This window comes from Streptomyces sp. NPDC018263 (assembly GCF_055562575.1).
Window position 1 is genome coordinate 76,985 of the sequence record NZ_JBVHFA010000010.1, and the last position, 23,853, is coordinate 100,837.

Annotated in this window: 21 protein-coding genes and 1 pseudogene; 7 read left to right on the top strand and 15 right to left on the bottom strand. The window is 73.8% G+C overall.

The genetic code is table 11. From position 1 onward, the window contains the following. Positions 1-44: 44 nt before the first annotated feature. Positions 45-530, bottom strand: a complete 486-nt coding sequence (locus ACZ3HQ_RS27375; RefSeq protein WP_350907302.1) for an Lrp/AsnC family transcriptional regulator — start codon at positions 528-530, stop codon at positions 45-47. A gap of 59 nt (positions 531-589) precedes the next feature. On the opposite strand from ACZ3HQ_RS27375, the gene ACZ3HQ_RS27380 reads away from it, so the two are divergent. Continuing rightward, positions 590-1,780 carry a trans-sulfuration enzyme family protein gene (locus ACZ3HQ_RS27380; RefSeq protein ID WP_467514907.1) on the top strand — a complete coding sequence of 397 codons (1,191 nt, stop codon included), beginning with the start codon at positions 590-592 and terminating at the stop codon, positions 1,778-1,780. A gap of 75 nt (positions 1,781-1,855) precedes the next feature. On the opposite strand, the gene ACZ3HQ_RS27385 is transcribed toward ACZ3HQ_RS27380, so the two are convergent. The 3 genes from ACZ3HQ_RS27385 to ACZ3HQ_RS27395 all read right to left on the bottom strand — a co-directional run bounded on the left by ACZ3HQ_RS27385 (position 1,856) and on the right by ACZ3HQ_RS27395 (position 5,204). Continuing rightward, positions 1,856-3,205, bottom strand: a complete 1,350-nt coding sequence (locus ACZ3HQ_RS27385) for a GNAT family N-acetyltransferase (RefSeq protein ID WP_467514910.1) — start codon at positions 3,203-3,205, stop codon at positions 1,856-1,858. Between the two features lie 282 nt (positions 3,206-3,487). Then, entirely contained in the window at positions 3,488-4,333 is an 846-nt protein-coding gene (locus ACZ3HQ_RS27390) for an alpha/beta fold hydrolase (RefSeq protein WP_467514912.1), read from the bottom strand. Positions 4,334-4,436: 103 nt separating this feature from the next. Continuing rightward, positions 4,437-5,204 carry an alpha/beta fold hydrolase gene (locus ACZ3HQ_RS27395; protein ID WP_467515115.1) on the bottom strand — a complete coding sequence of 256 codons (768 nt, stop codon included), beginning with the start codon at positions 5,202-5,204 and terminating at the stop codon, positions 4,437-4,439. Positions 5,205-5,377: 173 nt separating this feature from the next. Between ACZ3HQ_RS27395 and ACZ3HQ_RS27400 the strand changes: the two genes are divergently transcribed. Together ACZ3HQ_RS27400 and ACZ3HQ_RS27405 are read left to right on the top strand one after the other, a co-directional pair. Further along, a complete protein-coding gene (locus ACZ3HQ_RS27400) occupies positions 5,378-6,292 on the top strand; it encodes an RNA polymerase sigma-70 factor (protein ID WP_467514914.1) in 915 nt (304 codons plus the stop codon). 155 nt (positions 6,293-6,447) lie between these two features. After that, entirely contained in the window at positions 6,448-7,206 is a 759-nt protein-coding gene (locus ACZ3HQ_RS27405; RefSeq protein WP_467514916.1) for a GntR family transcriptional regulator, read from the top strand. A gap of 90 nt (positions 7,207-7,296) precedes the next feature. Here ACZ3HQ_RS27405 and ACZ3HQ_RS27410 read toward each other — a convergent pair whose 3' ends face one another. From ACZ3HQ_RS27410 to ACZ3HQ_RS27420, 3 genes are all read right to left on the bottom strand, one after another. Further along, a complete protein-coding gene (locus ACZ3HQ_RS27410) occupies positions 7,297-8,448 on the bottom strand; it encodes an ROK family protein (protein ID WP_467514918.1) in 1,152 nt (383 codons plus the stop codon). Positions 8,449-8,525: 77 nt separating this feature from the next. After that, positions 8,526-9,179, bottom strand: coding sequence for a response regulator (locus ACZ3HQ_RS27415; RefSeq protein WP_467514920.1), 654 nt, complete (start codon positions 9,177-9,179; stop codon positions 8,526-8,528). Between the two features lie 14 nt (positions 9,180-9,193). Further along, complete coding sequence (locus tag ACZ3HQ_RS27420; protein ID WP_467514922.1) at positions 9,194-10,339, bottom strand: sensor histidine kinase; 1,146 nt, start codon at positions 10,337-10,339, stop codon at positions 9,194-9,196. Positions 10,340-10,446: 107 nt separating this feature from the next. Here ACZ3HQ_RS27420 and ACZ3HQ_RS27425 point away from each other — a divergent pair, with 107 nt between their 5' ends. From ACZ3HQ_RS27425 to ACZ3HQ_RS27435, 3 genes and pseudogenes are all read left to right on the top strand, one after another. After that, positions 10,447-11,367: an ATP-binding cassette domain-containing protein gene (locus ACZ3HQ_RS27425; RefSeq protein WP_467514925.1), complete on the top strand. Its 921-nt coding sequence runs from the start codon at positions 10,447-10,449 to the stop codon at positions 11,365-11,367. 2 nt (positions 11,368-11,369) lie between these two features. Then, positions 11,370-12,070: pseudogene (locus ACZ3HQ_RS27430) on the top strand (ABC transporter permease). 41 nt (positions 12,071-12,111) lie between these two features. Beyond that, entirely contained in the window at positions 12,112-12,501 is a 390-nt protein-coding gene (locus ACZ3HQ_RS27435; protein ID WP_467514927.1) for a hypothetical protein, read from the top strand. Here ACZ3HQ_RS27435 and mug read toward each other — a convergent pair. Both mug and purB read right to left on the bottom strand, forming a co-directional pair. Continuing rightward, positions 12,498-13,043, bottom strand: a complete 546-nt coding sequence (gene mug / locus ACZ3HQ_RS27440; protein ID WP_467515116.1) for a G/U mismatch-specific DNA glycosylase — start codon at positions 13,041-13,043, stop codon at positions 12,498-12,500. The genes ACZ3HQ_RS27435 and mug overlap by 4 nt on opposite strands. Then, positions 13,040-14,482 carry an adenylosuccinate lyase gene (purB, locus tag ACZ3HQ_RS27445; protein ID WP_467514929.1) on the bottom strand — a complete coding sequence of 481 codons (1,443 nt, stop codon included), beginning with the start codon at positions 14,480-14,482 and terminating at the stop codon, positions 13,040-13,042. The genes mug and purB overlap by 4 nt, the downstream gene beginning before the upstream one ends. A gap of 110 nt (positions 14,483-14,592) precedes the next feature. Between purB and ACZ3HQ_RS27450 the strand changes: the two genes are divergently transcribed. Next, positions 14,593-15,498 (top strand): NAD-dependent protein deacetylase, encoded by a 906-nt coding sequence (locus ACZ3HQ_RS27450; protein WP_467514931.1) that lies wholly within the window; start codon positions 14,593-14,595, stop codon positions 15,496-15,498. Positions 15,499-15,504: 6 nt separating this feature from the next. On the opposite strand, the gene ACZ3HQ_RS27455 is transcribed toward ACZ3HQ_RS27450, so the two are convergent. The 6 genes from ACZ3HQ_RS27455 to ACZ3HQ_RS27480 all read right to left on the bottom strand — a co-directional run bounded on the left by ACZ3HQ_RS27455 (position 15,505) and on the right by ACZ3HQ_RS27480 (position 23,847). Beyond that, a complete protein-coding gene (locus tag ACZ3HQ_RS27455; protein WP_467514933.1) occupies positions 15,505-16,305 on the bottom strand; it encodes an SGNH/GDSL hydrolase family protein in 801 nt (266 codons plus the stop codon). A gap of 68 nt (positions 16,306-16,373) precedes the next feature. Next, a complete protein-coding gene (locus ACZ3HQ_RS27460) occupies positions 16,374-17,387 on the bottom strand; it encodes a hemolysin family protein (protein WP_467514935.1) in 1,014 nt (337 codons plus the stop codon). Beyond that, on the bottom strand, positions 17,384-18,736 hold the full coding sequence (locus tag ACZ3HQ_RS27465) for a hemolysin family protein (RefSeq protein WP_467514937.1): 1,353 nt from the start codon (positions 18,734-18,736) through the stop codon (positions 17,384-17,386). The genes ACZ3HQ_RS27460 and ACZ3HQ_RS27465 overlap by 4 nt, the downstream gene beginning before the upstream one ends. A 160-nt stretch (positions 18,737-18,896) precedes the next feature. After that, the gene (locus ACZ3HQ_RS27470) at positions 18,897-19,322 is read right to left on the bottom strand and encodes a GNAT family N-acetyltransferase (protein ID WP_467514939.1); all 426 of its coding nucleotides are present in this window, start codon (positions 19,320-19,322) and stop codon (positions 18,897-18,899) included. A gap of 77 nt (positions 19,323-19,399) precedes the next feature. Then, the gene (locus ACZ3HQ_RS27475; RefSeq protein ID WP_467514941.1) at positions 19,400-21,088 is read right to left on the bottom strand and encodes a DEAD/DEAH box helicase; all 1,689 of its coding nucleotides are present in this window, start codon (positions 21,086-21,088) and stop codon (positions 19,400-19,402) included. A gap of 191 nt (positions 21,089-21,279) precedes the next feature. Then, positions 21,280-23,847 carry an ABC transporter permease gene (locus tag ACZ3HQ_RS27480; protein WP_467514943.1) on the bottom strand — a complete coding sequence of 856 codons (2,568 nt, stop codon included), beginning with the start codon at positions 23,845-23,847 and terminating at the stop codon, positions 21,280-21,282. Positions 23,848-23,853: the final 6 nt, after the last annotated feature.

Below are 23,853 nucleotides of genomic sequence, written 5' to 3' on the forward strand. Positions count from 1 at the left end.
CCTGGTACCGGAGGTGCGTCCGCGTCACCGGTGCACCGGCGATTTCAGCTCTCGGCATGACCGGGCGGCAGCAGCGGCCCGCACTCCCACTGCTGGAAGATCAACCGGGTCTCCACCCGCGCCACTTCGCGCTGCGAGGTGAACTCGTCCAGCACCAGCCGCTGGAGGTCGGCCATGTCGGCGACCGCCACATGCACCAGGTAGTCGTCCGGGCCGGTCAGATGGAACACCGTCCGCGCCTCCGGCAGCGCCCGCACCCGCTCCACGAACGGCCCGACCAGCTCCCGCCGGTGCGGCCTGACCTGCACCGACAGCAGCGCCTGCAATCCCCGGCCCAGCTTCGCCGGGTCCAGCCGGAGCTGATGGCCGAGGATCACGCCCGACCGGCGCAGCCGGGCCACCCGGTCCAGACAGGTCGACGGCGCCACCCCCACCCGCGCGGCGAGATCGCGGTACGTGGTCCGGGCGTCGTTCTGCAGCAGCCGGAGCAGATGCAGATCCACCGGGTCCAGTACGACGGATGCGTCCATCGGCCGAACGTAACACGGGTGTTCGCCCCCTGAACCCGTCCGGTGTTCACCCTTCGGTCATGGAATCGAGCAGCAACGGCGCCGCCGACACCGTACGCAGGGCACTGGCCACCGAGGCCGTGCACGCCGGCCGGGAGGACCTGACCGCACAGGGCCTGCACACCCCGCCCATCGACCTCTCCACCACCTACCCCTCCCGCGACAGCCGGGACGAGGCCGCCCGCATCGACGCCTTCGCGGCCGAGGGCATCCTCCCCGAGGGGCCGCCCGTCTACGCCCGGCTCGGCAACCCCACCGTGGCCCGCTTCGAGACCGGTCTCGCCCGACTCGAAGGCACCGAGTCCGCCGTCGCGTTCGCCAGCGGCATGGCCGCGCTCAGCGCCGTGCTGCTCGCCCGGTCGGCCGTCGGCCTGCGCCATGTGGTCGCCGTACGGCCGCTGTACGGGTGCAGCGACCATCTGCTCACCGCCGGGCTGCTCGGCACCGAGGTCACCTGGACCGACCCGGCCGGGATCGCGGACGCGCTGCGCCCCGACACCGGCCTGGTGCTGGTCGAGACCCCGGCCAACCCCACGCTCACCGAGGTCGACATCCGGGCCGTCGCCCACGCCTGCGGGACCGTGCCGCTGCTCGTCGACAACACCTTCGCCACGCCCGTGCTGCAGCGCCCCGCCGAGCACGGCGCGCGGCTGGTGCTGCACAGCGCGACCAAGTACCTCGGCGGCCACGGCGACGTGATGGCCGGAGTGGTGGCCTGCGACGAGGAGTTCGCCGGGCAACTGCGGCGGATACGGTTCGCCACCGGCGGGGTGCTGCACCCGCTGGCCGGCTATCTGCTGCTGCGCGGTCTCGCCACGCTGCCGGTCCGGGTCCGGGCGGCCTCCGCGACCGCCGCCGAGCTGGCCGGCCGGCTCGCCGGCGACCCGCGCGTGGCCCGCGTCCACTACCCGAAGCTGGGCGGCGCCATGATCGCCTTCGAGGTGCACGGCGACCCGCACGAGGTGATCGCCCGCGTCCGGCTGATCACCCCGGCGGTCAGCCTGGGCAGCGTCGACACCCTCATCCAGCACCCGGCGTCCATCAGCCACCGCATCGTGGACACCGTCGACCGGCACGGCGCCGGGGTGGGCGACCGGCTGCTGCGGCTGTCGATCGGCCTGGAGGACGCCGAGGACCTGTGGGCCGATCTGTCCGGCGCGCTGGGGGAGCAGGTCCCGGCGCCGGTACCGCTTTACGAGGCCGTCAACTGAGCCTTTCACGACGGGAGTTCCCATGACGACGGCCCGGCGGCTGGTCACCGCCGGGCCGTCCGCGCTACCGGCAGGTCAGAGCCGGAGCTGCCCGCCGCCGCTCTTCTCGGGGGCGCCGGCGCGGGCCGGGGCCAGGCGGGCGGTGATTACGAGGGTGCCCTCCTCGACCTGGTAGTCCAGGGGCAGCCCGAGGCCGCGCATCGCCGCGACCATCCCGGTGTTGGCGGACCGGGTCACCGCGTACACGCTCGCGCAGCCCGCCTCCACCGCCATCCGCACCAGCCGCTCCAGCAGCTCGGTGCCGACACCGCGCCGCTGCCAGTCGTCCTCCACCAGCAGGGCGACCTCGGTCTCCTCGCCGTCCCACAGCAGATGACCGAGGCCGACCAGGCGGCCGGAGGCGGTCTGCGCGGCCAGGGTGCGGCCGAAGCGCGGGCTGAGCAGATGGTTCAGATAGCGGTCGGCGTCGCGCACCGGGCCGTGGTAGCGCAGATCGAGGGTGCGGTCCGAGCAGCGCTCGTGCATCGCGCGGGCCGCGTCCAGGTCGCCGGTGTCGACCCGGCGCACGGTGATCGCGTTGCCCTCGGGCAGCGTCAGCACATCGTGCGCGCGCGGGATGCGCGGGCCGAGGCGGCTGTCCAGCTCCACCAGCGCCCGCGCCCGCGCGAACTCGGTCGGCGTGAACGGCAGATACGGCCGCTCCACGCTCAGCACGCCCCCGTCCGGTGCCCGCAGTCGCAGCACGGTGTCCTCCAGCACCCCTTCGGCGGGCACCGGCTCGCCGCCGGTGCCGGCGGGCAGTGAACGGATCGTGCACCGGCCGAGCAACTGGCGCAGAGCCAGCGGGAGTTCGGCCGCGTCCAGCGCGGTGCGGGTGGCGAGGCCCAGGACGCGGGTGGGGGCGTCGACCAGATCATGGGCGTCGGCCCGCTCGATCCAGGTGGAGCTGCCGCCCGACTCCGCGATGACACGGGTCAGTTCGGCGGCCGTCAGGGAGTCCGGGGCCCGCAGCAGAAACTCGTCCACCGTGCCGTCGGCCAGCGGATGCGTCTGGAGGCTCAGGATGTCGACCCGGTGCGTGGCCAGCGCCGTGCAGAGCGCGGCCAGCGAGCCGGGTTCGTCCCGTACGGTCGTCCGCATCCGCCACAGGGCGCCGGGGCCTCCTTGCGCGGACGGCCCGGCCGGGTGCGCGGACGCGCTCGGCCGGGCGCCGGTATCGCCTGCCTCACCGGTGGGCGGTGCGTGCACATGGCGCCGGGCCCACCAGGTGTGGAACCCGGCCGTCGCGGCCAGGGCGAGCGCCGAGATCAGCAGCAGGGCGGGGCCGTCGGGGCCGTGCCCGATCAGGTTCGCCACCGCGTCGGCCACCGCGACGGCCGTGAACAGGGCCGCGAGTTCGACGAGGTCCCGCCGCCAGTGGTGCACGGGACGCCCGTGCCGGGTCCGGATCGCGCTCCGCGTCGATCGCCGCGCCGATTTCCGGTTCGTTCGAGAGATGTCCGCAGTCATGCGGCCACTGTGCAGGAATGGTGTTGCGTGATCACGAACGCTCTGTGACCGATGGGTAAAGCGTGGTTGTGCCCGAGTTCGTCGCACTTTCTACCATCGGCGGACGAGCCGTCAAAACCGATGTGCCGCACGGCAGTTGGCGTGCCGCGCGCCGGGGGATGACGCCGGTGCGCGACACGCCCTTCAGGTTACGGGACGTCAGTCCCCGGCCGGGCTGCTGCTCCCGTCGAGGATGACGCGGGCGACGAGCGCCGGGTCGTCGTTCATCGGGACGTGCCCGCAGCCGGGCAGCCGGACCAGCCGGGCGTGCGGGATGATCCGCTTGGCCCGCACACCCTGGCGGCGCAGCAGAATCCGGTCGTGCGCGCCCCAGGCCACGGTGACCGGAACACCCGGCAGCGGGTCGGTGAACCGCACCGTGGTGCCGGTGCGCAGCGTCGCCTCGAACGCGGTGGCCCCGGCCAGCGCCAGCGTCTCCGCGACCACCGCCTCCGGGGCCCGGCGCGCGGGACGCCGGTAGATGGTGCTGGTCAGCGCGGTGCGGCCGACCGCGCTGCGGGACATCCGCTCCACCACCGGCAGCGGCAGCCGCTGGGCCAGCCCGCGCATGGTGAGCAGCACCCCGAACGCGTACCGCCGCTCGGCCTCGGTCCAGAACCCGGCCGGGGCCAGCGCGGTGACGGACCGCACGGTCTTCTCCCGGCCCAGCTCCAGGGCGAGCAGTCCGCCCAGTGAGTTCCCGGCCACGTGCGGGCGGTCCAGGTCCAGCGCTTCGAACAGCGCGCCCAGTACGGAGTTGATCGTCGGCAGATCGTGGGCGAGGCCGTCCGGCAGGTCCGGCGAGGCGCCGAAACCGGGCAGGTCCACGGCGACGACCTCGCGCTCGGTCGCCAGGATGTCGACCACCGGGTCCCACGCCTGCCGGTGGTGCCCGATGCCGTGCAGCAGCACCAGCGGATCACCCCGCCCCACCCGCTGGTACGAGACGGTCACATCCTTCGTCCCGGACGGGGCGGGAACCTTGAAGGAGACGGTGGCGGACATACGAAGCTCCTCGGGACGGCTGCTGGTGGACGCCGTAGACAGCTTGTCAGCAATTGCTACCGGCGGGTAGCCCTCGGGCGCCGTGTCGCGGAACCCGCTGGAATCAGGCCGCGAGCGCCGCGGCGACCACGCTGGCGAAGGCTTCCGGGGCGTCCAGCATGATGTTGTGCCCGCAGTCAGCGACCGCGACCACGGACACCCCGGCCTCCCGCAGCCCCTCCGCGCCGGGCAGCGGCCCGTCGGCCTCGGGGTGGAGGAAGGTACGCGGAATGTCCGAGCGCACCAGCAGCTCCCGCATGGTCGGCACCGTGCCACGGGCGAGACAGGTGGCACTGCGGTGCAGGGCCGTACGGTCGGTCAGGCGCATGGTGGCCCACCAGAACGCACCGGCCCGGTCCCGGACCTCCTCCCACCCGCCGTTCACGAACTCCGCCTCGGAGAAGGCCGCGATACCGCTGCTACCGAGCGCGCCCCGCACGGGCTCGACCGGGTCGAGGTTGGCGTCGACCAGCACCAGCCGGGACACCAGCTCCGGGTGCCGGTCGGCCAGCACGACGGCGACGGAACCGCCCATGCTGTGCGCGATCACCTCGGCCCCCGTCACCCCTGCCTCGGTCAGCGCGGCGGCCAGCGCCCCGGCGTGCGACTCCAGGCTGTAGTCGAAGTCCTGCGGCCGGTCGCTCAGGCCGTGCCCCAGCAGGTCGACCAGGAGCGTGCGGTGCCCGGCGATCAGCGGATGGGCGGCCGCCTCGGCGAAGTAGGCGGCCGCCGTGGCACCCAGGCCGTGCAGATAGACGCGGGGCGCGTCGCTCCCCGGCAGCTCCACCCAGCGGATGCGGTCACCCCCGGCGGTGACGACGGCGTCCCGGATGCTCACGGCGGTTCCCCCTGATCGACGGTGTACGAGTGATCGACGGTGTACGAGCAGATGATCTTAAACCTTCCGCCGTCCCGCCCGGTGCCGCCCCGCCGGGGTCCGCGACGCGCCAGGAACGACCGAATTCGTCTGGACACCGACGGGTGCGACGGGATGGGATGGAAACCGTGACGACCGAGACCGCGATCGATGTCTTCGAAGAGAACCGGCCGCTGCTGACCGGCGTCGCCTACCGCATGCTGGGCCGCGTCGCGGACGCCGAGGACGTGGTGCAGGACGCCTGGCTGCGCTGGTCCCGCGCCGACCGCGCCGAGGTCCGCGAACCCCGCGCCTACCTGGTCCGTATCACCACCAGGCTGTCCCTGGACCGGCTCCGCCAGGTCAAGTCGCGCGGTGAGGTGTACGTCGGCCCCTGGCTGCCCGAGCCGTACACCACCGACTTCGGCGACACCGTCCCGGACACCGCCGACCGGGCCCTGCTCGCCGACTCCGTGTCCGTGGCCGTCCTCGTCGTGCTGGAGTCGCTGTCCCCCCTGGAGCGCGCGGTGTTCGTGCTGCGGGAGGCGTTCGGGTATCCGTACGCCGAGATCGCGGAGCTGCTGGACCGGGGCGAGCCCGCCGTACGGCAGTTGGCCGGGCGGGCCCGCAGACACGTCGAGGAGCGCCGGCCGCGCTACGACGTGGACCCCGCCCAGCGCCGGAAGCTGACCGAGCGGTTCCTGGCGGCGGCCACGGAGGGTGACCTCGCCGGGCTGATGTCCCTGCTCGCCCCGGACGCCCGTCTGGTCGGCGACAGCGGCGGCAAGGCCAAGGCGCCGGTGCGGGTGCTGTTCAGCGCGGACAAGGTGGGGCGCTTCCTGGCCGGGGTGTCCTCGAAGAACGTGTTGCCCGGCATGACCCACCGGTACATCGAGGTGAACGGCGGTGTCGCGGTGCTCGTGCTGTCCGAGGGCAGGCCGGACACCCTGTTCCAGCTCGGCATCACCGACGGCGCGATCAGCGCCGTCTACATCATCCGCAACCCCGACAAGCTGCGCGTCCTGGCGGAGGACAGACCTCGGGGGCGTGCGAACTCCATGTGAACGCTCGGTCACCTGGGCACCGGGCGAGTGGGCAGGGATGGGACAATTGGTCTTGACCAAGCATCAGGGCCGCCCTATGGTCGCAAAGAACTGCAACAACCTTTAATAAACAAGGGCGCCAAAACCGCCGGAGCACGGCACTTGCGGAGGACAGGGTGGGGACCACGCAACTGGAAACGGTGCCGGAGCCGAAGTACTTGCACCTCAAGACCGTACTGAGCGAGGCGCTGGACTCCGAGTTCTCGGTGGGGGAGATCCTGCCGAACGAGCGCGATCTCGCCGCCCGGTTCGGCGTCGCCCGCGCCACGCTCCGGCAGGCGCTGGAGCAACTCGAACTGGAGGGACGCCTGCAGCGCCGCCGGGGTGTCGGTACGACCGTCGCGCCGCCGCGCGTCGGCGTCGCCCTCGGCACCGGCCGGCAGACCTGGCCCGGCACCGGTGACGACGCCTGGCAGCCGATGGACTGCGCGCGGGCCGTCCCGCCCGCGCCGGTCGCGGCCGCCCTGGACACCGGTACCGAAGAGGTGCACCTCGTCCGCCGGTTCCGGATGTCGCAGGGCCGGCGCGTCGCCACCGAGCTGCTGTACATCCCGGCCGCCTCGGTGCCCGACCTGAGCGCCATCGACGCGCCCGCCGGGCCGGCCCGCGCCCGCGCGGTGCTGCGCGAACTCCAGCGGCTCGAACTCGACGGCCAGGACCGCGCGGTGGAGCTGGGCTCGGCCGGTGCGGAGGACGCGAAGGAACTCGACCGGCTGCCCGGCTCGCCCGTCCTCGTCGTCACCACCCGGTTCAAGGCCCAGGGCCGTACCGCCGCGCTGGGCGTGGCCACCTACCGCGCCGACACCTGCCGCCTCACGTTCGGCGACACCCCGGACGTCGAGATACACCACGACCCGGAACGCCGCGCCTCCTGAGGGCAGCGGTATCGCACACCCCGCCGCGCCCCGGTATCCCACCGGGGCGCGGCGGCATGTGGGCCGCACGCCCCGAATGCGCCGTGGGCCTCACGCCCCCACGGCGCCCTCGACCGCGAACAACTGCCGTTCCACATGGTCCAGTGCCAGCCGCAGCGCGCCCGTGGCCACCACCGCCTCGCCCAGCAGGGACAGGGCCACGGCCGGGGGACGGAGACAGTAGCGGGCCAGTTCGCGGTGGAGCGGGTCGAGGACGCCGTCCAGGCCGGCCGCCCAGCCGCCGACCACCACCAGCTCCGGGTCGAGCGCCAGCACCAGCGCGGCCACGTCGTGCACCAGCCGCTGGATGAACCGTTCCACCGCCGCGAGGGCCGAGCCGTCGCCCTCCCGCGCCAGCGCGAAGACCTGGGTGACCGCCTGCTCGTCCAGCGGCGGCAGCGGCTCGTCCGTGGTGGACAGCAGGGCCTCCGGGGTCGCCTCCCGGCCCAGCAGATGCAGCGCGCCGATCTCCCCGGCCGCCCCGCCATGCCCCCGGTGCAGCCGGCCGCCGATCAGCGAGCCCGCGCCCGGACTCAGCCCGGCCAGCACGAACACCACGTCGTCGGTGTCCTTCGCCGCGCCCTGCCAGTGCTCGGCCACGGCGGCCGCGTTGGCGTCGTTCTCCACCAGCACCGGGCACCGGAAGGACCGGCTGAGCCGCTCGCCCAGGTGGAGCCCGGTCCACTGAGGCAGCGCGGTGCCCAGGCGAACCGTTCCGTCGGCCTCCACGATGCCCGGAGTGCCGACGCCCACGGCACGCAGCGAGCCCCGCGCGACACCGGTGCGGCGCAGCAGCTCGGCGACCGTGCCGCGCAGCCTCTCCAGCCGCTCGTCGGCCGGCGCCTTCTCGTCGACCTCGCGGGTCTGCGTGCCCAGCACCCGCCCGTCCAGGTCGGCGACGACCGCGACGACCCGGTGCGCGCCGATCTCCAGCCCCAGCAGATGCCCCGCCTCGGCCCGGAACCTGAACCGGCGCGCGGGCCGCCCCTGACGGCGGGCGGTGCCCTGCTCGGCGGCCCGCTCCACCACCAGACCCGCCTCGGTCAGCCCCTCCACGACCCCCTCGACGGTCGGCCGGGACAGCCCGGTGGCCCGGGTGATCTCCGTGAGCGTCGCGCAGTCGGTGTCGCGCAGCGCGCGCAGCACCACCGCGGAATTGATCCTCCGCAGCAGCGAGGGATCACCACCGGTCAACTGCCCCACGGTCCGTCCTCCCAGCTCGCGGGCGTATGTGGGGCGGATCGTACTCGGCCCCGACCACCCCGGCGAGGGCCGGGCGGTCACCGGGGCGCGACGAACCCCGACTCGTAGGCCGCGATCACCGCCTGGGTACGGTCCCGCGCGCCCAACTTGGCGAGTACGGCGCTCACATGCGACTTCACCGTCTCCGCCCCGACGACCAGCCCGGCGGCGATCTCCGCGTTGGTCAGCCCCCGCGCCATCAGCCGCAGCACCTCCGCCTCCCGCTCGGTCAGCCGGGCCCCCGCCAGCGGCTCGTCCGCCGCCCGGCCGGTGCCGTACCGGGCGGCCAACTGCCGTACGGAGGCCGGGAAGAGCAGCGAATCGCCCGCCGCGACCAGCCGTACCGCGTGCACGATCTCCTCCGGGCGGGACCGCTTCAGCAGGACCCCGTCCGCGCCCGCGCGCAGCGCCTCGTAGACGTACTCGTCGTCCTCGAAGGTGGTGACCACCAGGATCTTCGGCGGTTCGTCCACCGTGCGCAGCACCGCGCGGGTCGCCTCGATGCCGTCCAGCAGCGGCATCCGGACGTCCATGGCCACCACGTCCGGGCGCAGACTCCGCACCAGCGGAATCACGGCGGCACCGTCCGCCGCCTCCCCGACCACCTCGATGTCGGGCTGCGCCCCCAGCACGGCCCGCAGACCGGCGCGGACCAGGGGTTCGTCGTCGACGAGGAGTACGGTGACCGGCATTCGGCCAGCGTAGATCAGCTCAGGGGAAGCTCGGCCCGGACGAGCCAGGTGCCCGCTTCCGGGCCGGCGCGGGCACTGCCGCCGAGCAGGGCGGCGCGCTCGCGTATGCCGCGCAGCCCGCTGCCGCCGCTGCTTCCGGGCGGCCCGGCCGGGAGCGGATTGCTTATCTCCAGGGCGAGTTGGCGTCCCCCGGCCGTCACCCGCACCCGTACCGGCACCGCGCCCGCGTGCCGCAGGACGTTGGTCAGCGCCTCCTGGAGGATGCGGTAGCCCTCGCGGGACACCGGGCCGGGGAGCGACTCCACCGCGCCCGTCGCCCGGAAGTCGACCTCGGCGCCGGAGGCACGCGCCGACTCCAGCAGGCGGTCGGCGTCCGCCAGGGTCGGGCGGGCGCTCGCCGGCCGCTCCGCCTCCCGCAGCACCCCGAGCACCCGCTCCAGGTCCTCCAGCGCGGCCCGGCCCGTCTCCTCGACGGCCGTGAGCGCCCGCGCGGTGAACTCCGGGTCCCCGGCGGCCCGCGCGGCCCCGGCCTGCACCACGGCGACGGTCAGCGCGTGCCCGATCGAGTCGTGCAACTCCCGTGCGATCCGGGTCCGTTCGAGGAGCTGCTCGGTCCGCTCCTCCAGCGCGGCCAGCCGTTCGGCCGCCGACGGCCCGAGCAGCCGGCGCGCACACCGGGTGACCAGCGCGCCCAGCCCGAGCACCACACCGTACAGCGCGAGCAGGGGGAGCGGGGCGAGCAGGGCGTACGCCCGGTGCGGCGGGAGCCCGTGCAGGAAGGCGGGCGCCGGACCCCACGCGCACTGCGCCAGTTCGACGGTCAGTACGGGCAGCCGCACCGTGGCGAACATGGCGACCGCGCCGAGCAGCATCCGCAGCTCCAACCAGAGCAGCGTGCGCCCCCGGTCCCGCCAACTGCGCGCGGGCTCCTCGGAGATGCCGGGCTCCGCCTCGCCGGGCGTCAGCAGCAGCCGCGCCTGCACGCCCTCACCCCGGCGCACCGCCGGGATCAGCGCGACGGGAACGAGGAACAGCGCCGGCGCCCACGGCGTGCGCGGGTCGATGAACATCCAGAACGCCACGCTCAGCATGGGCACCCACAGATGCAGCAGACGCGTGTACGTCGTCCCGCGCAGCAGCGGGCGCAGGAAGCGGGCCATGCCGTCATCCTGACAGCCGCGCCCCGCGAGCGGCCTCCCCCGCACGGGGGATCGGGTCCCCGCTCGCGGGGGAGGCGCGTACCCGCCCGCCCGGCGAGGCTCTTGCCATGACCAGCATCGAACTCCGCGACCTCACCAAGGAGTACGGCGGCAGACGCGCCGTCGACCACCTGACCCTCACCGTCCGCCCCGGCCGGGTCACGGGCTTCCTCGGCCCCAACGGCGCGGGCAAGTCCACCGCCATGCGGCTCGTCCTCGGCCTCGACCGCCCCACCTCCGGCACCGCCACCCTCGACGGCCGCCCCTACGCCGAACTCCGCGACCCCCTGCGCCGGGTGGGCGCCCTGCTGGACGCCCGCGCCGCCCACGGCTCCCGCACGGCCCACGACCACCTGCTGGCCCTCGCCGTGAGCAACCGCCTCCCGGTCACCCGCGTCGGCGAGGTGCTGGAGCAGACCGGCCTCGCCCCCGTGGCCCGGCGCCGGGTGCGCACCTTCTCCCTGGGCATGCGCCAGCGCCTCGGCATCGCCGCCGCGCTCCTCGGGGACCCCGAGGTGATCCTGCTCGACGAACCCGCCAACGGCCTCGACCCCGAGGGCATCGTCTGGGTCCGCACGCTGCTGCGCGGGCTGGCGGGGGAGGGCCGAACGGTCCTGGTCGCCAGCCATCTGATGGGGGAGACGGCCGCGTTCGCGGACCACCTGGTCGTCCTCGGCCGGGGCCGCCTCCTCGCGGACATCCCGGTGCGCGAATTCATCGACGCCCGCGTACGCCCCCGGGTGCGGGTCCGCAGCACCGACGCCGACGCGCTGGGGGCCGTCCTCGCCCGGCACGGGTACGAGGGGGAGCGGGCGGCGGACGGTACGTGGACCGTGCGGCACGCGCGTGTGGAGGAACTCGGGCGGCTGCTGGCGGAGGAGGGGGTGCCCGTGCTCGAACTCGCCGCGCGGGAGGCGAGTCTGGAGGAGGCGTACCTCGGTCTGACGGCCGGCGAGGCCGAGTTCACCGCACAGCCGCAGGAGGTCTGACCATGCCGTTCGTACCCGTACTGCACGCCGAGTGGATCAAGATCCGGACGCTGCGGTCGCTGCTCGGGGCGCTGGGGGCGGTGCTCGTCGTCACCGTGGCCTTCTCGGCGGTCACCGCGGCCCGGGCCGGCCGGTCCGACCCGCTGTACTCGGTGTTCTCCGGCGTCAGCCTCGGCCAGGTCGCCGCCGTGGTCTTCGGCGCGCTGGCGGTGTCCGGCGAGTACCGGGGCGGTGCGCTGCGGCTGACGCTCGCCGCCGTGCCGGACCGGACGCGGTGGTTCGCCGCGAAGGCCGTCGCCGTCGCGCTGCCGATGCTCGCGGTGGGGCTGCCGACCGGCTGGTCACGCTGGCGGTGGGCAGGGCGACGACGGGGCTCACCTGGGCCGAGGGGCTGCGCGGGGCGGTCGGCTGCGCGCTGTACCTGACGCTGATGGCGCTGTTCGCCGCCGGACTCGCGGCCGTGCTGCGCAGCGGGGCCGGCACGCTCGGGCTGCTGATCCCCTTCCTGCTGACCGTGTCCTTCGTCGTCGGCGACCTCGCCTCCGGCGCCGCCGACTACCTGCCCGACCGCGCGGGTCAACTCGCCCTGCACAGCGCCCCGGAGGGACCGCTCGGTCCCTGGACCGGGCTCGCGGTGACCGCGCTGTGGGCGGGCGCGGCACTGGGGGCGGGCGCGTGGTGCGTACGGCGGCGGGACGCCTGACGCGCCGCCAATTGTCAGTGGCGGCGGCTTTACTGGAACACATGGACGTCGTCGCACGGCACCTCGCCGCCATCGACCGGCTCCGCACGCGGGACCTCCCGGCGGGCGGGGCCGGTCACCACACCGTGGAACTGGAGCCCGGCCACGGACCGAGAAGGGCTGCGGACGACCTCCAGGCCCTCCGCGAAGCGATAGCCCAGCGCCTCGCCGCCCGCTGGGGCGAGACACCTCCCTGGGGCCAGCTCACGCTCCGCCTACGGCTCGCACGCGGCGAAGACATACCCGAACCCTGGGCCACCCTCTGCCTGCGCACCGACGAACTCGACGTGTGGCAGGCGGGGGAGGTCTGGCTCGCCGTCGGCGTGGCCGACCGGGACGAGGCCGACGAGATACGCCTCCTCGCCATGGCGACCCGTACGCCCCCGCCCTAGTCCCCGGCCGCCTCGCGCAGCCGAGCGAACTCCTCCGCCATGCCCGCCATGGTCCAGTGGGCGTTCAGACCGCTGGGATTGGGCAGCACCCAGACCCGCGTATCCCCGAACGTGCGCTCCTGCGGCCCCACCTGGGCCTTGCGGTCGCCGAAGGCGGCCCGGTAGGCGGTCACGCCGACCACGGCCAGCCAGCGGGGTGCGCAGCGCTCCACCTTGGCCGCCAGCACCCGGCCGCCCTCGACGTACTCCTCGGGCGACAGCTCGTCCGCGCGGGCCGAGGCCCTGGCGACCACGTTGGTGATGCCGAGACCGTAGGAGAGCAGTTCGCGCTCCTCGGCGGGGTTCAGTTGGCGCGGGGTGAAGCCGGAGCGGTGCAGCACCGGCCAGAAGCGGTTGCCGGGGCGGGCGAAGTGGTGGCCGGTGGCCGCCGACATCAGGCCCGGATTGATGCCGCAGAACAGGACATGGAGGCCGTCCGCGAGCACGTCGGGGACGAGACGGTCGCGGGCGGCCTCCAGCTCTGCCTGGGTGAAGCGGGTCAGAGAATCGCCCCGGGGGTGTAACCGGCCGCCTGCGGGCGCTGCTTGGCGATCTCCTCGATCCGGCCCACGACCACGCCGACCTGGTCGGCGGCCGCACCGGTGAAGGACAGCTTGTCCGCCATCAGGGCGGCCAACTGCTCGCGGTCCAGCGGCAGCCGGTCGTCGGCGGCGAGCTTGTCCAGCAGATCGTTGCGCTCGGCGCCCTGCTCGCGCATGGCGAGCGCGGTGGCCACCGCGTTCTCCTTGATCGCCTCGTGCGCGACCTCGCGGCCGACGCCCGCGCGCACCGCGCCCATCAGCACCTTGGTGGTGGCGAGGAACGGCAGGTAGCGGTCCAGCTCGCGGGCGACGACGGCCGGGAAGGCGCCGAACTCGTCCAGCACGGTCAGGAACGTCTCCAACAGGCCGTCCAGCGCGAAGAACGCGTCCGGCAGCGCGACCCGGCGCACCACCGAGCAGGACACGTCACCCTCGTTCCACTGGTCGCCCGCCAGCTCGCCGGTCATCGAGGCGTAACCGCGCAGGATCACCATCAGGCCGTTGACGCGCTCGCAGGAGCGGGTGTTCATCTTGTGCGGCATCGCGGACGAGCCGACCTGGCCGGGCTTGAAGCCCTCGGTGACCAGCTCGTGCCCGGCCATCAGCCGGACGGTCTTGGCCAGCGAGGACGGCGCCGCCGCCAACTGCACCAGCGCGGTGACGACCTCGTAGTCCAGCGAGCGCGGGTAGACCTGGCCGACCGAGGTGAACGCCTGGCCGAAGCCCAGGTGGTGGGCGATGCGCTGCTCCAGCTCGGCCAGCTTGGCCGCGTCCCCGCCCAGCAGGTCCAGCATGTCCTGCGCGGTGCCGACCGGGCCCTTGATGCCGCGCAGCGGGTAGCGGCCCAGCAGCTCCTCGACCCGGCCGTAGGCCACCAGCAGCTCGTCGGCGGCGGTGGCGAACCGCTTGCCCAGGGTGGTGGCCTGCGCGGCCACGTTGTGCGAGCGCCCGGCCATGACCAGCTCGGCGTACTCGCCGGACAGCCTGCCGAGGCGGGCCAGCACGGCCACCGTGCGGTCGCGGACCAGCTCCAGGGAGAGCCGGATCTGGAGCTGCTCGACGTTCTCGGTGAGGTCGCGCGAGGTCATGCCCTTGTGGACGTGCTCGTGCCCGGCGAGATCGTTGAACTCCTCGATCCGCGCCTTCACGTCGTGCCGGGTGACCTTCTCGCGCTCGGCGATGGAGGCCAGGTCCACGGTGTCGAGGACGCGCTCGTAGTCGGCGATCGCCTCGTCCGGCACCTCGATGCCCAGATCCTTCTGGGCGCGCAGCACGGCGAGCCAGAGCTGTCGCTCCAGCCTCACCTTCTGCTCGGGCGACCAGAGCGTGGCGAGCTCGGCGGAGGCGTACCGTCCGGCGAGGACGTTGGGGATGCGGGGCTTGGCGGGCGCTGAAGTCACGTGTACGGATTGTACTGGCGATTCGTGCAGGCCAGCGCCGTGGGGTGGCTCGGAGGAAGCTACAAGGCGCGCGGAGCGGGCACCGAAGGCGGATTCCCTACTCTTGCGGTATGCGCATGCGTCCTACGTTGAGCTGGACCCCGAGCGGCGATCTGCCGCCGGGCATCACCGATCCGGCGCCGGTCGCCGAGGCACTGGGCGCGGGCGGGGTGCTCGTGCTCAGCGGGGCGGGCATCTCCACCGAGTCCGGCATCCCCGACTACCGGGGCGAGGGCGGCAGCCTGAGCCGGCACACCCCGATGACCTACCAGGACTTCACCGGTGGGGCCCAGGCCAGGCGCCGGTACTGGGCCCGCAGCCACCTCGGCTGGCGGACCTTCGGCCGGGCCCGTCCCAACGCCGGGCACCGGGCGGTCGCCGCGTTCGGACGGCACGGCCTGCTGTCCGGCGTGATCACCCAGAACGTCGACGGCCTGCACCAGGCGGCCGGGAGCGAGGACGTGGTGGAACTCCACGGCAGCCTCGACCGGGTCGTCTGCCTCTCCTGCGGCGACCTCAGCCCCCGCCGCGTCCTCGCCGGGCGCCTGGAGGAGGCGAATCCGGGGTTCGACCCGGTGGCCGCCGGCATCAACCCGGACGGCGACGCCGACCTCACCGACGACCAGGTCGGCGACTTCCGCGTGGTGCCCTGCGCGGTCTGCGGCGGCATCCTCAAGCCGGACGTGGTGTTCTTCGGCGAGGCCGTTCCGCCCGCCCGGGTCGCGCACTGCCGGGCCCTGGTCCGCGAGGCGACCGCGCTGCTGGTGCTCGGCTCCTCGCTGACGGTGATGTCCGGGCTCCGCTTCGTCCGCCAGGCGGCCGAGGCCGGCAAGCCGGTGCTCGTCGTCAACCTGGCCCCGACCCGGGGCGACGTCCACGCCCTCGCCCGCGTCGCCCTTCCCCTGGGCCCGGCCCTCACCACCGTCGCCGGGCGGCTCGGCGTTCCCCTGGAGGGTGCCGACTCCCGCACCGGGTGACCGGTGCTACGCCGGGTCCTCGTGCGTCACCTCGTAGGGCAGCAGGTCCGGGCGCTTGGCCGGGAGGCCGTCGCCGGAGGAGCGGCCGGTGAGGCGGCGGCCTATCCACGGCAGCAGGTACGTCCGGGCGAACCGCACGTCCTCGACCCGGCGGGCGCGCCAGCCCAGCGGCGGGGTGGCCGCCATCGGGGTGCGCCACTCGGCGTCCTCGGCGTCGTGGCCGAGCGCCTGCCAGACCGCCTCCGCCACCCTGCGGTGCCCCTCGTGGGTGAGGTGCAGCCGGTCCACATCCCATAGGCGCGGGTCGCCCAGCGAGGGCGCGCCGTACAGGTCGACCACCACCGTGTCGTGCTTGGCGGCCAGCTCGTCCACGCAGGCGAACAGCTCCTCCATGCGCGGCCGGAACCGGTCCAGCACCGGGCCCTGGCGGCCGGGGCTGCGCATCAGCACCAGCCGCTCGCAGTTCGGGGCCAGCGTTTCCACGGCCTCGGTCAGCAGGTCCCGTACCCGGACCATGTCGCACTTGGGGCGCAGGGTGTCGTTGAGGCCGCCGACCAGCGTGATCACGTCGGGCCGCATCGCGGCCGCGAGCGGGACCTGCTCGTCCACGATCTGCTGGATAAGCTTGCCGCGTACCGCGAGGTTGGCGTACCGGAAACCGGGCGTGCGGGCGGCCATCCGGGCCGCCAGGAGGTCCGCCCAGCCCCGGTAGGAGCCGTCGGGCAGCAGGTCCGACATGCCCTCGGTGAAGGAGTCACCGACGGCGACGAGGCTGGTGTACGCGGGAGGTGTGGGATTCGTCTGCATGGCGACAGCGATGGTATCCCGGCGCCATACCCGCCGGTCGGTGCCCCCGTACCCGGCCCCCGCACCGCTCAGGCGGGCTGCCCGAACAGCTCCCGCAGCACGTCCTCCATGGTCACAAGCCCAGCCAGCTTCCCGTCCGCGCCGATCACCGCCGCCACATGCGTACGGCTGCCGCGCATCGCGGTGAGCACGTCGTCCAGCGGGGTCGACTCCCGCACCCGCGCGATCGGCCGCATGTCGCGCAGCCGGAACGGCACGTCGCGCGGCGAGGCGTCCAGCGCGTCCTTCACATGCAGGTAGCCCACGATCCGGCGCCCCACGTCGACCACCGGGAACCGGGAGAACCCCGACTCCGCCGACAGCCGCTCCAACTGCTCCGGGGTCACCCCGACGCTCGTGTAGACCACCCGCTCCAGCGGCACCACCACGTCCCGGACCGGGCGGCTGCCCAGCTCCAGCGCGTCGTGCAGGCGCTCCTGCGCCCGGTCGTCGATCAGGCCCGCTTCGGTGGCGTCCTTGACGATCTCGGCCAGCTCGGTGTCGGTGAAGGTCGCGGACACCTCGTCCTTGGCCTCCACCCGCAGCAGCTTCAGCAGGCCGTTGGCGAAGGCGTTGATGGCGAAGATCACCGGGCGCAGCGCGCGGGCCAGCGCCACCAGCGGCGGCCCGAGCAGCAGCGCGGTACGGACCGGCTCGGCCAGCGCGATGTTCTTCGGCACCATCTCGCCCAGCAGCATGTGCAGATAGGTGGCCAGGGCCAGCGCGATCACGAACGACACCGCGTGCCCGGCGCCCGAGGGCACCCCCATCGCGTGGAAGACCGGCTCCAGCAGATGCGCGATGGCCGGTTCCGCGACCACACCGAGGACCAGCGTGCACAGCGTGATGCCGAGCTGCGCGGCCGCCATCAGCGCCGACACGTGCTCCAGCCCCCACACCACCCGCCGGGCCCGCCTGTCGCCCTCCATGGCCAGCGGCTCCACCTGCGAGCGGCGCACCGAGATCAGCGCGAACTCGGCGCCCACGAAGAAGGCGTTGACGACCAGGGTCGCCAGACCGATCAGGATCTGTACGGCGGTCATCGCGCCCTCCCCGTCGACTTGTCGGCGTGCGTGCCGTCCGATTCCTTCACCGGCGCGTGCAGCAGCACCCGCGCGGCCCGGTGCCCGGAGGCGTCCACGACGTCGAGGCGCCAGCCGTCGACGTGCACGCTGTCGCCGGCCTTCGGGATACGGCCCAGCTCGGTGGCGATCAGCCCGGCCAGCGTCTCGTACGGGCCGTCGGGCACCCTCAGGCCCACCCGCGCCAGTTGGTCGGTGCGGGCCGCGCCGTCCGCCGAGTACAGGGCGCGGCCCTCGTCGTCGGTGCCGGCCGGGGCCAGGTCGGGGGTCTCGTGCGGGTCGTGCTCGTCGCGGACCTCGCCCACGACCTCCTCGACGATGTCCTCCAGCGTCGCCACGCCCGCCGTGCCCCCGTACTCGTCTATGACGACGGCCATGGTGCGCTTGCCCGACAGCCGGTCCAGCAGCCGGTCCACGGTCAGGGACTCCGGGACCAGCAGGGGTTCGCGCATGATCTGGGTGACCGAGCGGACCGGCCGGTCCTCCGCGGGCAGCGCCAGTACGTCCTTGATGTGGGCGACGCCGACGACCGAGTCCAGGTTGCCCCGGTAGACCGGGAAGCGGGACAGGCCGGTGGCCCGCGTCGCGTTCGCCACGTCCTCGCAAGTGGCCAGGGTGTCGAGGGCGACGACCTGGACGCGCGGGGTCATCACGTTCTCCGCCGTCAGATCGGCGAGGTTCAGCGTGCGCACGAACAGCTCGGCGGTGTCCGGCTCCAGCGCGCCCGACTTGGCGGAGTGCCGGGCCAGCGCCACCAGCTCCTGCGGGCCGCGCGCGGAGGCCAGTTCCTCGGCGGGCTCCAGGCCGAAGCGGCGGACGACCCGGTTGGCGGTGTTGTTGAGGTGGGTGATGAAGGGGCGGAAGGCGAGGCTGAACCAGCGCTGCGGGGTGCCCACCCGCTTGGCCACGGCCAGCGGCGAGGAGATCGCCCAGTTCTTCGGCACCAGTTCGCCGACGACCATCAGGAACACCGTCGACAGGGCGGTGCCCAGCACCAGCGCGGCCGAGCGGGCCGAGGTGTCGGACAGGCCCATCGCCCGGAACGGCCCCGACAGCAGCGCCGCGATGGACGGCTCGGCCAGCATGCCGACGACCAGGTTGGTGACGGTGATGCCGAGCTGCGCGCCGGAGAGCTGGAAGGTGAGGTTGCGTACGGCCTTGAGCGCGCCGGGGGCGCCGGTCTCGCCGCGCGCGGCCGCCCGCTCCAGTTCGCCGCGCTCGACCGTGGTGAGCGAGAACTCGGCTGCCACGAAGGCACCGCAGGCGAGCGACAGCAGGATCGCCACCAGCAGGAGCAGCACTTCGGTCATCGGGTCACCTCCGTCCCAGGATCGGTCAGGACGGGGTGGACCGCGCGATGTCGGTGGCGCGGACTGGGAGGATCGCCCATGGGTGGACGCTCACAACCTTTCATCGAGTGCCGAGGTGCTGCCTCAATGGTAAAGGATCAGCAAAGCGGCCCGTACGGGTTCAGCCGTTCAGCGGCTTGACCCAGCGACGCCACTTCTCCTCCGGCCCATACCCCGCAGCGCTCCAGGCATGATGTGCGCTCTCGTTGCGCACCAGCACCATCGCGTCCACCCGGCGCCCGCCCAGCGCCGCGAACCGGTCCTCGGCCGCCGCCAGCAGCGCCCGCGAGATGCCCCGGCGCCGGTGGCCGGGGTGCACCGCGAGCCGGTAGGCCGAGCACCGCCAGCCGTCGAAGCCCGCGATGACCGTGCCCACCAGCTCCCCGTCCAGCTCCGCCAGGAGCAGCGCCTCCGGGTCCCGCTCGATCAGCCGGGCCACCCCCGCGTGGTCGTCGCTGATGCTCGTGCCCTCTGCCGCCTCGCCCCAGAACGCCAGCACGGCGTCGATGTCGGCGGGGACGGCGTGACGGATGCCCGGATCGCTCATGAGCCGAGCCAAGCAGAGCACCCGGACGCCGGGCCAGGGAGTTTCCGGCATGCGAGACCCGGCGGCCGCACTCCCCGTCAGCGGGACTGGTCCCGCTCTCGGCGTACCTGGGCCCGGCGGCCCTTGACGTTGGCGCCGCGCATCGCGCTCACCACGTCGTCCGCCGCCTCCTCGGGGACCTCCACCAGGGAGAAGCGGTCCGCGATCTCGATCGCGCCGATGTCCCGGCCGCTCAGCCGGGTCTCCCCGGCGATGGCGCCGACGATGTCCTGCGGCCGTACGCCCGAGCTGCGCCCGGCGCCGACGAACAGGCGGGTCATGCCCGGCGAGGTCCGGCCGCGGGGCCGTCCGCGCTGGCCCCGGTCGCGGTCGCCCCGGCCCCGGTCGCCGCGGTCGCGGTCCCTCGGCGCCAGCTCCGGGATCTCCTCCTCATCGAAGGCCGCGCCGCCGGACTCGTGCGCCAGCTTCACCGCCGCCAGCGCCACGTCCATCACGTCGAACTCGTCCCCGAGGGTCTCCACCACCACCCGGAAGCGCTCCAGGTCCTCGTCCTCCAGCAGGCTCTCGTGCAGCGCGGCCCGCGTCAGCTCCAGCCGCCTGGCCCGCAGGTCGGCCACCGAGGGCACCTTCTCCAGCGGGACCTTGCGGCCGGTCGCCCGCTCGATCGCCTTGAGCATCCGGGACTCGCGGGGCTCGGCCAGCGTGATCGCCACGCCCTCGCGGCCCGCGCGCCCGACCCGGCCGATGCGGTGCACGTACGACTCCGGCGCGGAGGGCACGTCGTAATTGATCACGTGGGTGAGGTGCTCGACGTCGATGCCGCGCGCCGCGACGTCGGTGGCAACCAGCAGGTCCGCCGTACCGCCGCGCAGCCTGCCCATCACCCGGTCCCGCTGCTCCTGGCTCAGCCCGCCGTGCAGGGCCTCGGCGCGGTAGCCGCGGCCGTTCAGGGTCTCGGAGAGCTGGTCGACCTGGTCGCGGGTGCGGCAGAACACGATCGCCGCCTCCGGGGACTCCACGTCCAGCAGCCGCCCCAGCGCGGCCGGCTTCTGCGCCCGCCCCACGATGTACGCCGACTCCCGGATGCGCGGCGCCTCGCCGGGCGCCGGGGCCTCCCGCTCGATCCGCACCCGCACCGGGTCGCTGAGGTGCTTGCGCGCCATGGAGTCGATCCGCGAGGGCATCGTCGCCGAGAACAGCACCGTCTGCCGCTCCTCCGGCACGTTCTCCAGGATCGAGTCGATGTCCTCGGCGAACCCCATGTCCAGCATCTCGTCGGCCTCGTCCAGCACGACCGTGCGCAGACCGCCGAGCGGCAGCGTGCCGCGCGCGATGTGGTCCAGGGCCCGGCCCGGTGTCGCCACCACCACGTCCACCCCGCGCTGGAGTTCGCGGAGCTGCCGGCCGATGGGCTGCCCGCCGTAGACCGGCAGTACGCGGACGCCGAGGGCGTTGCCGTAGCGGTGCACGGCCTCGGAGACCTGGATGGCCAGCTCACGGGTCGGCACCAGCACCAGCGCGCTGGGCCCCTTGCCCTTGCCCTCGGCGGCGATGCGCTGGATCACCGGCAGCGCGAACGCGGCGGTCTTGCCCGTGCCCGTGGCCGCCTGTCCCAGCAGGTCGTTGCCCTGCAGCAGGGGCGGGATGGCCTCCTGCTGGATCGGCGTGGGCTCCTCGTAGCCGAGCGCGGTCAGCGCTCCCTGGATCTCGGGGGCCAGGTCGAGATCGGCGAAGCCGACCTGACCGTCGCTGGAGTTCGTCGTCATGGCGCATCCCTTTTTCCGGCTGGGGGACGCGGTACCTGGGTGACAGGCCGGGCCTGGCGGCCCTGAAAGACGCGCGGGCCCGCGAGCGAGCCCGAGGTCCGCGCCGGGACGCGCCCCCTTGCAGTTCACGCGGTACGGACCATCTATACCGTGCCGTGCCGGGGAGAAACCCGCCACCGGACCGGGCCCGCTCACTCGTGGGCGATGGCCGCCAGCACGTTCATCCGCGACGCCCGCAGCGCCGGGAGCAGGGCCGCGACCACGCCCACCACCGCCGAGCCGATCATCACGGCGACGATGGTGCTCCAGGGCACCTGGAGTTCCTTCATCCCGCGCAGCGCCAGCACCTGCTGGCCGCACACGCCCCACACCAGTCCCAGCGCCAGCCCGAGGACCGCGCCGAACACCGCGATCACCACCGACTCCAGCCGGATCATCCGGCGCAACTGCCGCCGGCTCAGGCCGATCGCCCGCAGCAGACCGATCTCCCGGGTGCGCTCCACCACCGACAGCGCCAGCGTGTTGACCACCCCGAGCACCGCGATCACGATCGCCAGCCCGAGCAGCGCGTACACCAGGTACAGCAGCACCGAGATCTGATCGTGCACCAGCTTCTTGTAGTCGGCCTGGTCGCGGACCTGGAGCTGCGGGTACGGCTTGAGCGCAGAGGTCAGGGCGGCCCGCAGCCCGGCCGCGTCGGTGCCGGGCGCGGCGTTGACATAGAGCACCGAGTCCTGGCCGCCGGGGACGTACTTCTCGACCGTGCCGAGGCCCAGGAAGATGCCGCCCTGCGTGCCGAAGCCCTCCGGCGAATCCAGGTTGGTGAGCGCGCCGACCGTCAGCGGGACCACCTTGCCGCCGGGGAACTCGACCGGCAGCACGCTGCCCGTCCGCGCCCCGTGGTCCCGCGCGAACCCGGCGTCCATCGCCAGCCGGCCGTCCGCCAGCGCGGCCCCGGTGCCGCCGCTCGCGTAGGTGAGGTGCACGACGTCGTCCAGCCGCGGACCGTACGCGGAGGCGGTCGTCTGCACCCGCTTGCCGTCCGGCATCCGCACCGCGAGCGGCGTGATCCGCTGCGGTACGACCAGCCCGACGCCCTCCGTCCCCTGCACCGTGCGCCGCACATCGGCGCTGAACGGGGTGAAGTTGGCGCTCTGCACGATGAAGTCCGCGCCCAGGGTGCGGTCGATCTGCCGGTCGAAGGAGGCCGACATCGAGGCGCTCGCCACCGACATCCCGCCGACCAGTGCGAGGCCCACCATCAGCGCCGCCGCCGTGGCGCCCGTACGGCGCGGGTTGCGCAGCGCGTTGCGCTGGCTCATCCGGCCCACCGAGCCGAACAGCGCCGGGAACGCGCCGCCCAGCACCCGGATCACCGGCCGCACCAGCAGCGGTCCGGCGATCACCATGGCGATCAGGGTCAGCACCACGCCGAGCCCCAGCAGCGCGGCGGCCGGAGCCGCCTTCGTCGCCGCCACGCACCCGGCCAGCGCCGCCGCCCCGGCCACGCCCATGACCGCGCCCGCGATCGCCCGGCCGGTCAGCGGCTTGTCCACCCCGGCGATCTCCGCGTCCGACAGCGCCGCCATCGGCGACACCGTCGCCGCCCGCCGCGCGGGGAGGTACGCGGCGACGAAGGTGACGCCGACCCCGACCACGTACGCCGCGACCGGCGTGCCCCAGCCGATCACCATCTCGGTGGCCTTCAGGTTCATCCCGAACAGGCTCATCAGCCGGATCAGCCCGTACGCCATCCCGATCCCGGCCGCGAGGCCCAGCGTGGAGCCCGCCACGCCGAGCAGCAGCGCCTCCAGCAGCACCGAGCGCCGCACCTGACGCCGGTCCGCGCCCAGCGCCCGCAGCAGGCCGAGTTCCCGGGTGCGCTGGGCGATCAGCATGGAGAAGGTGTTGACGATCAGGAAGACGCCGACGAGCACCGCGATCCCGGCGAATCCCAGCATCACGTACTTGATCACGTCGAGGAAGCCGCCCAGGTTCGCCGCCGCCGACTTGGCCTGCTCGGCGGCGGTCCGCAGCTCGTAGCCACCGCTGCCGATCGCGGCGGCCACCCGGTTCTTCAGCTCCGGGTCGGTGACGCCCGGCGCGGCCTGCACCGAGATGGCGGTGGCCTTGTCCGCCGAGCCCAGCAACTGCTTCCCGGCCGTGGCCTGGTCCAGGAAGACCAGGGCGGCGCCGGGGTTGGTGGTGCGGAAGGTGGCGATGCCGACGACCCGTACCCGGAACGTGCCCGGCTGGGCCTGCACGGTCAGCGTGTCTCCGATGCCGACGTGCTTCTTGCCCGCCGTGTCCGCGTCCAGCAGCGCCTGGTCCGCGCCGCGCGGGGCGTGACCCGAGGTCAGCTCCACCGGGCTGCGGTCGGTCACGTGCCAGGAAGTCGCGATCGTCGGGGCGCCGGTGGTCGGGCCGACGGACCGGTTGCGGCTGTCGACCACCGTGACGTTCTGCACCGACACGTCGGCGTGCGCCTCGGCGACACCGGGGACCTTAGCCACCCGGCCCGCGAGGCCGGCGGGGACCGTCTGTGTCGCGCCGCCGGGGACGGGGGAGCGCAGGTCCTGCTTCGGGCCGACCGTCACATCCGCCGCGGTGGACGCGAACAGCCGGTCGAAGGTACGGGTCACCGTGTCGGAGAAGATCAGGCTTCCCGAGACGAACGCCACGGACAGCACGACGGCCAGCGCGGAGAGCGCCAGCCGCCCCTTGTGCGCGAGAAAACTTCTCAGGGTCGCCTTGAGCACGGTGGT

Bases quoted from the DNA above. Each gene is read 5' to 3' on its own strand.
- ACZ3HQ_RS27375 (WP_350907302.1), bottom strand. From the start codon at position 530: ATGGACGCATCCGTCGTACTGGACCCGGTGGATCTGCATCTGCTCCGG.
- ACZ3HQ_RS27380 (WP_467514907.1), top strand. From the start codon at position 590: ATGGAATCGAGCAGCAACGGCGCCGCCGACACCGTACGCAGGGCACTG.
- ACZ3HQ_RS27390 (WP_467514912.1), bottom strand. From the start codon at position 4,333: ATGTCCGCCACCGTCTCCTTCAAGGTTCCCGCCCCGTCCGGGACGAAG.
- ACZ3HQ_RS27415 (WP_467514920.1), bottom strand. From the start codon at position 9,179: ATGCCGGTCACCGTACTCCTCGTCGACGACGAACCCCTGGTCCGCGCC.
- ACZ3HQ_RS27420 (WP_467514922.1), bottom strand. From the start codon at position 10,339: ATGGCCCGCTTCCTGCGCCCGCTGCTGCGCGGGACGACGTACACGCGT.
- ACZ3HQ_RS27425 (WP_467514925.1), top strand. From the start codon at position 10,447: ATGACCAGCATCGAACTCCGCGACCTCACCAAGGAGTACGGCGGCAGA.
- ACZ3HQ_RS27435 (WP_467514927.1), top strand. From the start codon at position 12,112: ATGGACGTCGTCGCACGGCACCTCGCCGCCATCGACCGGCTCCGCACG.
- ACZ3HQ_RS27450 (WP_467514931.1), top strand. From the start codon at position 14,593: ATGCGCATGCGTCCTACGTTGAGCTGGACCCCGAGCGGCGATCTGCCG.
- ACZ3HQ_RS27455 (WP_467514933.1), bottom strand. From the start codon at position 16,305: ATGCAGACGAATCCCACACCTCCCGCGTACACCAGCCTCGTCGCCGTC.
- ACZ3HQ_RS27460 (WP_467514935.1), bottom strand. From the start codon at position 17,387: ATGACCGCCGTACAGATCCTGATCGGTCTGGCGACCCTGGTCGTCAAC.
- ACZ3HQ_RS27465 (WP_467514937.1), bottom strand. From the start codon at position 18,736: ATGACCGAAGTGCTGCTCCTGCTGGTGGCGATCCTGCTGTCGCTCGCC.
- ACZ3HQ_RS27470 (WP_467514939.1), bottom strand. From the start codon at position 19,322: ATGAGCGATCCGGGCATCCGTCACGCCGTCCCCGCCGACATCGACGCC.
- ACZ3HQ_RS27475 (WP_467514941.1), bottom strand. From the start codon at position 21,088: ATGACGACGAACTCCAGCGACGGTCAGGTCGGCTTCGCCGATCTCGAC.